Source organism: Actinoplanes sp. NPDC020271 (assembly GCF_044388125.1).
Classification (GTDB): domain Bacteria; phylum Actinomycetota; class Actinomycetes; order Mycobacteriales; family Micromonosporaceae; genus Actinoplanes.
Window position 1 is genome coordinate 160,905 of the sequence record NZ_JBIRWQ010000014.1, and the last position, 11,752, is coordinate 172,656.

At 69.3% G+C, this 11,752-nt stretch carries 11 protein-coding genes and 2 riboswitches; of the genes, 8 read left to right on the forward strand and 3 right to left on the reverse strand.

The genetic code is table 11. From position 1 onward, the window contains the following. Positions 1-9 precede the first annotated feature (9 nt). The 8 genes from ACH442_RS28525 (at position 10) to thiC (ending at position 7,396) form a co-directional block, all read left to right on the forward strand. Entirely contained in the window at positions 10-1,656 is a 1,647-nt protein-coding gene (locus ACH442_RS28525; RefSeq protein WP_396341172.1) for an ABC-F family ATP-binding cassette domain-containing protein, read from the forward strand. A 158-nt stretch (positions 1,657-1,814) separates the two neighbouring features. Further along, a riboswitch (TPP riboswitch) is annotated at positions 1,815-1,925 on the forward strand. Continuing rightward, positions 1,919-2,518, forward strand: coding sequence for a thiamine phosphate synthase (locus ACH442_RS28530; RefSeq protein WP_396341173.1), 600 nt, complete (start codon positions 1,919-1,921; stop codon positions 2,516-2,518). It overlaps the preceding riboswitch by 7 nt. Then, the gene (thiO, locus tag ACH442_RS28535; RefSeq protein ID WP_396341174.1) at positions 2,515-3,531 is read left to right on the forward strand and encodes a glycine oxidase ThiO; all 1,017 of its coding nucleotides are present in this window, start codon (positions 2,515-2,517) and stop codon (positions 3,529-3,531) included. Before ACH442_RS28530 ends, thiO begins: the two co-directional genes overlap by 4 nt. Further along, positions 3,522-3,722, forward strand: coding sequence for a sulfur carrier protein ThiS (thiS, locus tag ACH442_RS28540; protein ID WP_396341175.1), 201 nt, complete (start codon positions 3,522-3,524; stop codon positions 3,720-3,722). The genes thiO and thiS overlap by 10 nt, the downstream gene beginning before the upstream one ends. A 2-nt stretch (positions 3,723-3,724) precedes the next feature. Further along, complete coding sequence (locus ACH442_RS28545; RefSeq protein WP_396341176.1) at positions 3,725-4,474, forward strand: thiazole synthase; 750 nt, start codon at positions 3,725-3,727, stop codon at positions 4,472-4,474. Then, complete coding sequence (locus ACH442_RS28550; RefSeq protein ID WP_396341177.1) at positions 4,468-5,049, forward strand: thiamine phosphate synthase; 582 nt, start codon at positions 4,468-4,470, stop codon at positions 5,047-5,049. The genes ACH442_RS28545 and ACH442_RS28550 overlap by 7 nt, the downstream gene beginning before the upstream one ends. Continuing rightward, the gene (gene thiD / locus ACH442_RS28555) at positions 5,046-5,807 is read left to right on the forward strand and encodes a bifunctional hydroxymethylpyrimidine kinase/phosphomethylpyrimidine kinase (RefSeq protein WP_396341178.1); all 762 of its coding nucleotides are present in this window, start codon (positions 5,046-5,048) and stop codon (positions 5,805-5,807) included. Before ACH442_RS28550 ends, thiD begins: the two co-directional genes overlap by 4 nt. A 62-nt stretch (positions 5,808-5,869) precedes the next feature. Then, positions 5,870-7,396 carry a phosphomethylpyrimidine synthase ThiC gene (gene thiC / locus ACH442_RS28560; protein WP_396341249.1) on the forward strand — a complete coding sequence of 509 codons (1,527 nt, stop codon included), beginning with the start codon at positions 5,870-5,872 and terminating at the stop codon, positions 7,394-7,396. On the opposite strand, the gene ACH442_RS28565 is transcribed toward thiC, so the two are convergent. From ACH442_RS28565 to ACH442_RS28575, 3 genes are all read right to left on the reverse strand, one after another. Further along, positions 7,372-10,470: a signal peptidase I gene (locus tag ACH442_RS28565; RefSeq protein ID WP_396341179.1), complete on the reverse strand. Its 3,099-nt coding sequence runs from the start codon at positions 10,468-10,470 to the stop codon at positions 7,372-7,374. The genes thiC and ACH442_RS28565 overlap by 25 nt on opposite strands. A 98-nt stretch (positions 10,471-10,568) precedes the next feature. After that, positions 10,569-10,973 carry a hypothetical protein gene (locus ACH442_RS28570; protein ID WP_396341180.1) on the reverse strand — a complete coding sequence of 135 codons (405 nt, stop codon included), beginning with the start codon at positions 10,971-10,973 and terminating at the stop codon, positions 10,569-10,571. Positions 10,974-10,993: 20 nt separating this feature from the next. Beyond that, positions 10,994-11,068: riboswitch (cyclic di-GMP riboswitch) on the reverse strand. 252 nt (positions 11,069-11,320) lie between these two features. Beyond that, a complete protein-coding gene (locus tag ACH442_RS28575; protein ID WP_396341181.1) occupies positions 11,321-11,752 on the reverse strand; it encodes a ribonuclease domain-containing protein in 432 nt (143 codons plus the stop codon).

Below are 11,752 nucleotides of genomic sequence, written 5' to 3' on the forward strand. Positions count from 1 at the left end.
ATGCCGGGCATGGGTTACGTGGATGTCGCCGGTGTCGGTTTTGTGCTGCCCGACGGGCGGGAGTTGTTCACCGACGTGTCGTTCCGGGTCGGCGAGGGCGCCAAGGTCGCGCTGGTCGGGCCGAACGGGGCCGGCAAGACCACCCTGTTGCGGACGGTGGCCGGGGACATCCCGACGCAGAGCGGGACGGTCGCGCGTTCCGGTGGCCTGGGCGTGATGCGCCAGTTCATCGGGATGATCGGCGACGACCGTACGCTCGAGGACTTCGCGTTGTCCCTGGTCGCAGAGCCGTTGCGGGAGGCCGGAGCGCGGCTGGCGAAGGCCACGGAGGCGCTCGACGAGACCGAGAAGAGCCAGATCGCGTACGCGAACGCGCTGGCTCACTGGGGTGAGGCCGGCGGTTACGACGCCGAGGTGTTGTTCGACACGGTCGCGGTCTCGATCCTCGGTAAACCGTGGGAGGAGGCGCGCAGCCGGATCGTGCGCACGCTCTCCGGCGGTGAGCAGAAACGGTTCGCGCTCGACCTGCTGCTGCGCGGCAACGACGAGGTGCTGCTGCTCGACGAGCCGGACAACTTCCTCGACGTGCCCGCGAAACGCTGGCTGGAGCAACGGATCCGCGAGTCGAACAAGTCGATCCTGTTCATCTCGCACGACCGGGAGTTGCTGGCGCAGACCGCCGACCGGGTCGTCGCGGTCGAGGGCGGCGGCGCGTGGACGCACCCCGGCGGGTTCGCCTCCTGGCACGAGGCCCGCTCCAACCGGCACGAGCGCATGGAGGAGCTGCGCCGCCGGTGGGACGAGGAGCACGAGAAGCTCCGCGAGCTGGTCTTCACGCTGAAGAACAAGGCCGCGTTCAACGACGGCCTGGCCTCGCGCTATCAGGCCGCGCAGACGCGACTGCGCAAGTTCGAGGAGGCCGGCCCGCCGCCGCTGCCGCCCAAGGAGCAGGCGGTCAAGATGAACCTGCGCGGCGGTCGCACCGGTAAACGGTCGGTGATCTGCGAGAACCTGGAGCTGGAAGATCTGACCTTCCCGTTCGACCTGGAGATCTGGTACGGCGACCGCGTCGCGGTCCTTGGCGCTAACGGCACCGGCAAGTCGCACTTCCTACGCCTGCTCGCGGCCGGTGGCAGCGAACCCGATGTGGAACATCAGCCGGTCGACGGGGCGCCGCTCGCGCACGTGAAGCACAACGGGGTTGCGCGGCTCGGTGCCCGGGTGCGCCCCGGGCACTTCTCGCAGACCCACGACCGGCCGGAGCTGATGGAGAAGACGCTCGTCGAGATCCTCTGGCGGGGTGACGAACATCGCTCCGGGATGGACCGGGCCGGTTCGATGAAACACCTCAGCCGGTACGAGTTGTCGGCCCAGGGCGACCAGCGTTTCGGCACCCTCTCCGGTGGACAGCAGGCGCGTTTCCTGGTGCTGCTGCTGGAGCTTTCCGGGGCGACGTTGTTGCTGCTCGACGAGCCGACCGACAACCTCGACCTGGCCTCGGCGGAGGCACTGGAGGAGGGGTTGAAGGCCTTCGACGGGACGGTGATAGCGGTCACGCACGACCGCTGGTTCACGCGGTCCTTCGATCGGTTCGTGCTCTTCAGGAGCGACAACGAGGTCGTGGAGGTTCCGGAACCGGTCTGGGACGTGCGCTGAGCTCGATGGCTCCGCTTCGCTCCGCTGGCGGGTGCCGCCGGTAACCGGTGACTCGGTTTCCCGGCAGCCCTGTAGTTTGCGGCTGCCGGGAAACCGAGTCGCAAGTCACCGGCGGCACCCGCTAGCGCGAAGCGTCACGGACCGGTTATGGTCCGGTTACAACAACCCACGGGAGTCCGGGCACCGGGCTGAGAGGGGGGCTGAAGCGGCCCCCGACCGTAGAACCTGATCCGGGTAATGCCGGCGCAGGGAGGAGTGCGTCATGGACGCTTTGTCTTTTCCCCGGCTCCACGTTCTGACCGACGACGTCGAGGTCGTTCGCGCGGTGGCGCGGCCCGGCGTCGCGGTGCAGATCAGGGTCAAGAGCAACGACAATGCGGCGTACGCCGTGACCGTCGCCGCCGTCCGGATCTGTCGCGCGGCCGGCGCGATGTGCCTGGTCAACGATTCCGTCGGGGTCGCGCTGGCGGCCGGCGCCGACGGAGTGCACGTGGGTGCGGACGACCTGCCCGTGGACGCCGCACGCCGGGTGCTCGGGCCGGATGCGATTGTCGGGGCGACGTGCCGTACGGCGGAAGATGCCCGTGAAGCGATCGCGCGGGGCGCCTCCTATCTCGGGGTCGGGCCCGCTTTCGCGACGTCCACGAAGGACGGATTGCCACCACCGCTCGGGCCGGACCGGATCGCCGGGGTGGCGGCGGCCGTCCCGGGGACGCCGGTGCTGGCGATCGGCGGGATCACGCCGGCGCACGTGCCGCGGTTCGCCGGGCGGGTGCACGGGGTCGCGGCGATCTCCGCGTTCACCGCCGATCCGGCTCGCGCCGTCGACGAGTTCCTGCAGGCCCTGGGTGTGCCGGCATGAGGGTCGGTGTCATCGGTGGCGGGATCGTCGGGCTCGCCATCGGTGCCGAGCTGCTGCGTCGCGGGGCGGACGTCACCGTCTACGACCCGGCGCCGGACGGAACGGACGGCGCCTGGCATGTCGCCGCCGGGATGCTGGCTCCCGGCGGCGAGTCGGTCTTCGAGTTCCCGCAGCTGGAACGCCTGCTCGAGGCGTCCAACCAGCTGTGGCCGGAGTTCGCGGCGGCGCTCGGTGACGTCGGCTACGACGACGCCGGGACGCTGGGGGTGGCGCTGACCGCGGACGACGTGGCCGAGATGGCGCGGGAGTGGAAGCACCAGAAGTTGTCGCCGCTCACCGGCTCTCAGCTGCGCGACCTTTCGCCGGCGCTGTCGCCGCGGATCCGGGCGGGGGCCTATTCGCCGACCGAGCGTCAAGTTGACCCGCGCAGAGTCGTCAACGCTCTGCGAGGGGTCCTCGATGGACGATTCGTCCAGGCCGAGGTCGGTGCTGTGGCCGCTCTGCCGGAAGACCGCATCGTCGTGGCCGCCGGCTGCGGCACCGCCGGGCTCACCGGGCTCCCGATCCGGCCCGTCAAAGGCCAGGTGCTGCGCCTTCGCGGTGAACCCGGCCTGCTCAGGCACGTGATCGACGGCGCTGCCGACGGCCGGCACGTCTACCTCGTCCCACGCGCCGACGGCGAAGTGGTCGTCGGCGCCACCCAGGAGGAACGCACCGACCGCCACCCGACCGCCGGTGGCGTGCACGACCTGCTGCGGGCCGCCCTCGACCTGGTCCCCGGCCTCGCCGAGCACGAGCTCACCGAGGTCACCGTCGGCCACCGCCCGGGCACCCCGGACAACGCGCCGATCATCGGTCACTTCAGGGACAACGTCTACGTCGCCGCCGGCCACCACCGCAACGGGGTGCTGCTCACCCCGATCACCGCGCGGCTCGTCGCCGACCTGGTGCTCACCGGGACCGCGGACCCGATCATCGACGACTTCACCCCCGGGAGGTTCGGATGCGCCTGATCGTGAACGGCCGGCATGAGACCCGGCCGGAAACCTGCTCGGTGGCCGCACTGGTCGCCGAGATCACCGACGCGCACCGCGGGGTCGCGGTCGCCGTGAACGGCGCCGTCGTGCCGCGTTCCACCTGGGGGCAGGTCGACCTGTCCGACGGCGACGCGGTCGAGGTGCTGACCGCGGCCCAGGGAGGATGACGATGGGCGACCTCCTGCCCGAGAACGGGCTGATCCTCGGCACCGGCGGCGCGAACAGCCTCGCCGCGCTCGAAGAGGCGATCATCGCGTCCGGGACCGACCTGGTCACCGTCGCGCTGCGCCGGGTCGAGGCGGCCGGGCCGGGACTGCTGCCGATGCTTGACCGGCTCCGGGTGCGGATCCTGCCGAACACCGCCGGCTGCTTCACCGCCGGGGACGCGATCAAGACGGCGCAGATGGCCCGCGAGGCGTTCGAGACCGACCTGATCAAGCTGGAGGTGATCGGCGACGAGCGAACCCTGCTGCCCGACGGCGTCGAGCTGCTCCGGGCCGCCGAGGCGCTGGTCGCGGATGGGTTCACGGTCCTGCCGTACACCACCGACGACCCGATCCTGGCCCGCCGGCTGGCCGACGCGGGCTGCGCCGCGGTCATGCCGGCCGGCTCCCCGATCGGCTCCGGCCTGGGTATCTCCAACCCGCACCACATCGAGCTGATCCGGCAGAACGTCGACGTGCCGGTGGTCCTCGACGCCGGCATCGGCACCGCCTCCGACGCGGCGCTCGCGATGGAGCTGGGCTGCGACGCGGTGCTCGTGGCCAGCGCTGTCACCCGGGCCGACGCGCCGGCCGTGATGGCGGCGGCGATGCGGCACGCGGTCGCCGCCGGTCGCCTCGCGCGGCAGGCCGGGCGCATCCCCCGCCGTTTCCACGCACTGGCCTCCACTTCGGACGACGGGATCCCGGTGTGGTGACGCCCGGCGGGCTCGTCGTGCTCACCGATCGGCGGTCCGCCGCCGGGCCGCTGGTGGAGACGATTGCCGCAGCAGTACGCGGTGGAGCCGCCTGGATCGTCCTCCGCGAGCGCGATCTCCCCGTGGAGCAGCGCGCCGACCTGGCCGCCCGGCTGCGCGCCGTGGTGCCCCCGGGCCGGCTGATCGTTTCCGGACCGGACCCGCTCGGCGGCGACGCGGTGCACCTGGCCGCCGCCGACCCGCGCCCGGCCGGTGTGGCGCTCGTCGGCCGTTCGTGGCACGGCACCGAACCACTGTCCGACGTGGACTACGTGACGCTCTCGCCGATCTACCTGACGTCGACCAAGCCCGGATACGGGCCGGCGCTCGGCGTGGAACGGGCCGCCGAACTGGCCGGGAGCACGCCGTGGCTGGCACTGGGCGGGGTGGACTCGGCGGCCCGGGCGGCGGAGTGCGCGACCGCGGGCGCGGCCGGGATCGCGGTGCTCGGCGCGATCATGCGCGCGGCGAACCCGGAGCGGGTCGCCCGGACGCTGGCCGGTGCGTTCGGTGCCGATCGGCGGGTGCGAGCATGACGCCGCCGGTGGTGCTGACGATTGCCGGGTCGGACTCCGGGGGCGGCGCGGGGATCCAGGCCGACCTGAAGACGTTCGCGGCGCTGGGGGCGTACGGGACGTCGGTGATCACGGCGATCACGGCGCAGAACACGCTCGGTGTGACCGCGATCCACCCCGTTCCGGCCGAGATCGTGGCTGCACAACTCGACGCCGTGCTCACCGATCTGCCGGTGGCTGCGGTCAAGGTCGGGATGATCGCGGATCCGGCCGTCGCGAAGGTGATCGCCGACCGGGCCGCGGACCTGCCGAACCTGGTCGTGGACCCGGTGCTGGTGTCCACCTCCGGAAGCCGGCTCGGGGATGCCGCGGTGGTGTCGGTGCTCATGCCGTATGCGCAAGTCGTGACGCCGAACCGGCAGGAAGCCGCCGCCCTCGTCGGAGGGCGCGCCGGGACCACCTCGGAGATGGCCGCGGCAGCGGCTCGCCTGGCCGGGACCGGGCCGCGCGCCGTGGTGGTGACCGGCAGCGAGCTCGCGGTCGACGTGCTCTGGCACGGCGGCGTGATCACCGAACTGCGTGGGGAGGCCGTGCCGACGCGGAACAACCACGGATCCGGGTGCACGTTCTCGTCCGCGATCGCGGTGCGGCTGGCGCTGGGTGATCCGGTGCCGGAGGCGATCGCGGCGGCGAAGGAGTACGTGACCGGCGCGCTGCGCGGCGGCGCCGGGTGGGAGCTGGGCGCCGGGCCCGGGCCACTCGACCACTTTTTCAACTAGACCGGCCCTTTTCTGGGTCCTTACTGCCATCTGATGCCGGTTTTGCACCTATCTGGGAGGAAATAATCATGAGGCGCAAGGTCTACGTGGAAGGCTCCCGTCCGGAGATCCGGGTGCCGTTCACCGAGGTGGTGCTGACCGGCGACAACCCGCCGGTGCGGCTCTACGACACGTCCGGCCCGGGCAGCGAACCCACGGTCGGGCTGCCGCCGCTGCGGAAACCGTGGTGGGACGGGCGGACGCAACTCGCGGCGGCGCGAGCCGGGGACGTCACGCCGGAGATGGAGTTCGTCGCGGTCCGCGAGAACGTCTCACCGGAAGTCGTGCGTGACGAGATCGCCGCCGGTCGCGCCGTGCTGCCGGTCAACCGCAACCACCCCGAGTCCGAGCCGATGATCATCGGGTCGAAGTTCCTGGTGAAGGTCAACGCGAACATCGGCACCTCGGCGGTCACGTCGTCGGTCGCCGAAGAGGTCGAGAAGCTCACCTGGGCCACCCGGTGGGGCGCGGACACCGTGATGGACCTCTCCACCGGGCCGCGGATCCACGAGACCCGCGAGTCGATCATGAGGAACTCGCCGGTGCCGATCGGGACCGTGCCGATCTACCAGGCACTCGAGAAGGTCAACGGCGACCCGCTCAAGCTGAACTGGGAACTGTTCCGGGAAACCGTGATCGAGCAAGCCGAACAGGGCGTCGACTACATGACGATCCACGCGGGCGTTCTTCTGGAGTACGTGCCGCTGGCCGCCGAACGGGTCACCGGCATCGTGTCGCGCGGCGGGTCGATCATGGCGGCCTGGTGTCTCGCCGGACACCGGCAGAACTTCCTCTACGAGCACTTCCGCGAACTGTGCGAGATCTTCCGGGAGTACGACATCACGTTCTCCCTCGGCGACGGACTGCGCCCCGGATCGATCGCCGACGCCAACGACGAAGCCCAGTTCGCCGAGCTGCGGACATTGGGCGAACTGACGCACATCGCCTGGGAGTACGACGTACAGGTGATGGTCGAAGGCCCCGGCCACGTGCCGATGCACAAGATCAAGGAGAACGTCGACCTGCAGCAGGAGTTGTGCGCCGGGGCGCCGTTCTACACCCTCGGACCGCTGGCCACCGACATCGCGCCCGCCTACGACCACATCACGTCCGCGATCGGCGCCGCGATGATCGGCATGTTCGGAACCGCGATGCTCTGCTACGTCACCCCGAAAGAACACCTCGGCCTGCCGAACAAGGAAGACGTCAAAGCCGGAATGATCGCGTACAAGATCGCGGCCCACGCGGCGGACCTGGCCAAAGGCCACCCCGGCGCACAAGCATGGGACGACGCGCTGTCGCACGCCCGGTTCGACTTCCGGTGGGAGGACCAGTTCGAACTGGCCCTCGACCCGGAAACCGCGCGGTCGTACCACGACGAGACCCTGCCCGCGGCGCCCGCCAAAACCGCGCACTTCTGCTCCATGTGCGGGCCCAAATTCTGCTCGATGAAAATCAGCCACGAACTGCGGGCGGCCGGCATGAAAGCCAAATCGACCGAGTTCGTCGACGCCGGCGGTCGCGTCTACCTGCCGGTGACCTCCTCCTGATCCTTCTTCGGGAGGAAGTCGAAGACCGGGTCCCGTGAGGCGGTGCGCTTCGCGACACGCTCCTTACGGGCCCGGTCCGCGGCGGCCTGATCCTCCTCGGCCTTACGAGTGATGGCTTCTTCCAGGGCTAGGTTGCGCTCGGCCAACTCCTCGGCTGCCTTTCGTTCCGCGGCGAGAACTTCCGCCTTCTTCCGGTCGGTGGTCGGTTCCGGGGTCTCGTGGATCTCGCCCGCTGGGGTGGTCGCCTCGGGGGTCGCGCTCTCGGCTTCCCCGGACGCAGTGCTGTCGGCTTCGTCAGGCGCCGCACTGGCGGCTTTCTCGGACGCCCTGCCGTCGGCCATTTGGGGCGCCGTGCTGTCGGCTTTTTTGAGCGCCGTGCTGTCGGCTTTTTTGAGCGCCGTGCTTCGGGCGGGTGCAGGCGCCTCGCTCCCGGCGGCGGGCTTCGGGGCTGCCTTGCGGCGCGTGGTGGCGGGCTTGGGCGCGGTCTCCGCCTGCTTGGCGGCCGGGGCTGCGGCGACGGCCTTGCGGGCCCGCGGCTTGCGGCGGGCAGTCTGCTTCTGCGGCTGAGGCGCGCTTCCCGCTTCCCGCTCTTCTTCCCGTACGGCCATAGCCGCGCCCACCGCCTGATCGGTGGCGCTGACCTCGGTGGAAAGCCCGTCACCGGCCCCAGGAGCCGTCACCGCCTGCGGGTCCGCCGCGGTCTTCGGTGCCGCCTTCGCGGGACGCTTCCGTGGGCGCCGGGCCGGCGGCTCCGCCCGGTCGACGGTCGTGGCCTCCGTCGGCTCCGGTGTCGGCTCCGCGGGATCGGCTTTCAGCTCCGCTGTCGTCGGCTGTACGGCATCGGGTTCCGGCTCCGCGGTGGTCGAATCCGCGGTCGTCGAATCTGCGGCCGTCGGGTCGGTGGCGTCAGTTCTCGGCTCGGCCACGTTCACGGTGACCGATGCGGCCTCGGTGACGGGCGTGGCCTCGATGGGCTGCTCTGCCTGGGCGAGTCGCCCAGCGACCGTGACGAGGTCAGCCGGTTGTTCCGCGGTCGTGCCCGCCTCGGCCGGCTGCTCGGCGATCGTGCCCGCCTCACCCGGTCGTTCGGCGGCAGGTCCGCCCTCCGCCGGCTGCTCTACTTCGGCGGTCTCCGGCTCGTGGAGCTGCTCGACCGCAACGATGGCCTCGGCCTCGCTGGGCTTCTCGGCGATGACGGGCTGCTCGGCGACCTCCGGAACGGCCGGGGTGGCGTCATCCCCAGGCTTGGACCGACTCTCCGCCTCGGCTTCCGCAGTCGCTGCCGGTCCGTCAGCGGCGGGCTTCTCGGCTTCCGCCGCGGCCTCGGCCTTCTCGGTGGTGGGCTGCAGTCCGCCGGATCCCTGAGGCTGAGCCGCTGTGAACTGCGGCTCGGAGGTCTCCGGCCGGTCAGAAGGCGGCTCAGCGACCTTCTCCACGAAATCATCCGACGGTTCCGGAGCAGGCGCCGCCACGGCCGCCTGCGCAGGCGAACCGATCACCGAAGCGATCCCGAGCGCGGCCGACTTCTGAGCCCGGCGGGCCGGATGCGGCATCCTGGAAAGCGGCGGCTCAGCAGTCGCCGGTCGAGGCGACACGATCCGATATCGGTAGATGACCCCGTCATCCCGAACCACGAAGTCATCTGCGCCGTCGGAACGGGTCCAGGTGAGGATCATCTGCCCGTACTTCTCGGCCAGCTTCACCAGCGCCGGCACCGACGCCACGGTGACGACCGTTTCCCCTTGCTTGCTGTCCATCGGCTCAACCGGGACGAGCAGGTGCCCATAGCGGCGCTGGATCTGCGCCCGGGTAGCCAGCGGCACCTGCCGCAGCGCCATCAGCCCGATCCCGATCGCCCCGGCGACGGCCACCAGCAGCAGCCAGACGGCATACTTGCGAGCCTCACCCGCGGTCATCAAATCCCGCCCCAGCACACTGATCTGCCGCGGATAGATCCCTCCGCCCGAGGTTGAGCCAGACTGGCTTACCACCAAGCTCGTCGGTCCGTTCGCCAGGGCAAGTTGAAGCTCGCTGAAGGTAAGAGCGAGTTGCGGCTCGAAGGTCGAGCCGTCGTTGCGCTCGACGTGGGCAGTCACGGTGAGAGTCACCTGGCCGAGATCTGCTCCGATCGCCTTGACAGCTGACTGTATACGGTCGTCGAAGCCATTGAGGTCAAGCAGAACCGTGCCTGTGTAGCGTTCGGCGGTGAATTCGCGAGGCTGAGACAGCTGGATGGTGGAATGCCAACCAATCGGTGAGGAGAGCCGGGCGCCGACGCTGATGCGTCCAGGTTCACCCTGGTATTGCAGTTGCAGATTGACGAAGTTTGCAAGATTCCGATAGATCGGATCAGGCGAGTAGGCAACGGATCCGTCATACGCAGCCGACCGTTGAACCTTGGCTGAGTACGAAAATGTCATCGATTCGCCGACCTGTGAGCTGCTCGGTGTTGTCTGGTTGGTCGGCTGCATCCAACCCAGTACACCTAGGAGAACTCCCGCTGCTGCGGACAGGGCGGTCATGACGGCGAGCACGCGAACGACGGGATGAAGGCGGCTGACGGCCTTGATGATGACCGCGGCCGCTGCCCAAGAGCCGCCTTGGCCAGCCATACCCTTCACTTTCTTTTTATGTCGACCGCGTCCAATGTCGCGCCGGGACTTGGCCGCCGTCGTGCCGCCGCTGATGGTCAGGAAACCCAGCATGCCAAGGCCGGTCGGGCTGATCAGTGGCTTCAGCCAGACTCCGCCGTGGGGGATGTGCAGAACCGCTCGTCCGATTAGTTGATCGGCGGTTGGCTCGTCGCTGTCGACGAATTTATTGTTGTCGCCTTTGAAGCTGTATCCTGATGCGGCGTCACCGCCGATGATTCGGTGCAGGACCTCGACCCGGCCGTGAAGACCATGGTAAGCAGCTATGTCCCCGACCTTGTATGAATCGGCCTTTATGACGAGTACAAGATCTCCGGCGTGGTAGAGGGGCTGCATGCTGACGCCGTGAGTAACGACGTAGGAGATCCGGTGGGTGCTGATCGCCCACACGCCGATGGCCGCCATCACGGAGATGGCGGCCATGGCGAGGCGTCGGGTCAGGCCTTGGATAGCCCGAGGATAAGTCCGGAGACGCGTCGGGTTCTCGGATATCTGCCGCTCAAGGCGAGCGGAGGTCGGAATTAAGCGGTTTCGTAGTTGACCGCGATGGTGCCGAGGCCAGTCCAGTAGTTCGTGCTGTCCGCGCACACCCAGGCTGACGAACCCGACACGTAGCTGCACGTCGGCGTCAGGCTCGCCGTTCCGCCGGTGGTGGTCACGGTGACCGACATGGTGCCGGTGGTCAGCGGGTTGGTGCCATCGGTGATGGTCATCAAGATCTTGTTGATCTGGTCGGCGTTGCCCGAGACGTAGCCGAACTTGACCGAGCCGAGCTGAGCACCGACGACGTTGAAGGCGCTCAGCTTGCCACCGCCGACGACAGTGCCGGCGCCGTTGGTTAGACCAGCGGCGGTGAAGGCGGTGCTTCCGGCGGCAACCGCACCAGCAACAGCGACCCCGCCAACAAGCTGGAGGATGCTCTTCATATCTGTTCCCCTGTTCGTTCGGTGGTAGCCCAGCCGACCTCGTGGGTCCTGTGGCTTTGCGTCCCCGGCTCGCGCCGGGTTTGCCCTTATCGCCGAGCGGACTTCGTTATCCCCTGGCGCCAGGTTGTTCGACCGTGACGGTGCTCCGGCTAAGCATTAGCCGAGAATTGCCTGGTCTGAATTTCGGGGTTTGCCCACCTGAGCGCCTTCGGGGTGCTAGCGGTTGCGGGCGGGTTGCGGGTCCCGGCGAACAATGCGGCAACGGCGCGGGTCGGGGGACTAATACGACGCGGCGGCCGTCAAGGGGCGGCCGCCGCGGGGGCGCTCATCGCGTACCGAATGATGGTTCAGAGCTTGTAGAAGGTCACGTAGTGATCCGGAGTGAAGTAGGCGACCTTCGTGCTGCGGTTGACCACGATGCGGTAGGCGTCGCGCGAGGCACCGCGAGCGCGGGAGTAGACGTCGTATTCGTTGTAGGTGGCGGTCGGCAGGTAGCCCTCACGGTTCTGGAACGTGCCGCCGGTGTAGTTGTAGTTGCCGTAGGGCCAGGAGTACCAGCCTGAGCTCAGCGGCCAGCCGAGGGTCTGCCAGCCGGTGAAAGCGGTGCGCGCGGCCGAGCAGCGGCTGATCGTGCACGTCTGGTAGACGGCGGCCTGGGCGGCCGCGGGGACGGCGAGGCCGGTTCCGGCCAGCCCGAGGATCAGGGCGAGGCTGAGCAGGAGTTTGCGGACGCGGGGCATGTGACTCTCCGAGATGCCGAGGGGATGGGGCCCGGACAT

What these genes read in the sequence shown, in the direction of transcription:
- ACH442_RS28525 (WP_396341172.1), top strand. Translation starts at nt 10, where the DNA reads ATGGGTTACGTGGATGTCGCCGGTGTCGGTTTTGTGCTGCCCGACGGG.
- ACH442_RS28530 (WP_396341173.1), top strand. Translation starts at nt 1,919, where the DNA reads ATGGACGCTTTGTCTTTTCCCCGGCTCCACGTTCTGACCGACGACGTC.
- thiO (WP_396341174.1), top strand. Translation starts at nt 2,515, where the DNA reads ATGAGGGTCGGTGTCATCGGTGGCGGGATCGTCGGGCTCGCCATCGGT.
- thiS (WP_396341175.1), top strand. Translation starts at nt 3,522, where the DNA reads ATGCGCCTGATCGTGAACGGCCGGCATGAGACCCGGCCGGAAACCTGC.
- ACH442_RS28545 (WP_396341176.1), top strand. Translation starts at nt 3,725, where the DNA reads ATGGGCGACCTCCTGCCCGAGAACGGGCTGATCCTCGGCACCGGCGGC.
- thiD (WP_396341178.1), top strand. Translation starts at nt 5,046, where the DNA reads ATGACGCCGCCGGTGGTGCTGACGATTGCCGGGTCGGACTCCGGGGGC.
- ACH442_RS28565 (WP_396341179.1), bottom strand. Translation starts at nt 10,470, where the DNA reads ATGGCCGCCATCTCCGTGATGGCGGCCATCGGCGTGTGGGCGATCAGC.
- ACH442_RS28570 (WP_396341180.1), bottom strand. Translation starts at nt 10,973, where the DNA reads ATGAAGAGCATCCTCCAGCTTGTTGGCGGGGTCGCTGTTGCTGGTGCG.
- ACH442_RS28575 (WP_396341181.1), bottom strand. Translation starts at nt 11,752, where the DNA reads ATGTCCGGGCCCCATCCCCTCGGCATCTCGGAGAGTCACATGCCCCGC.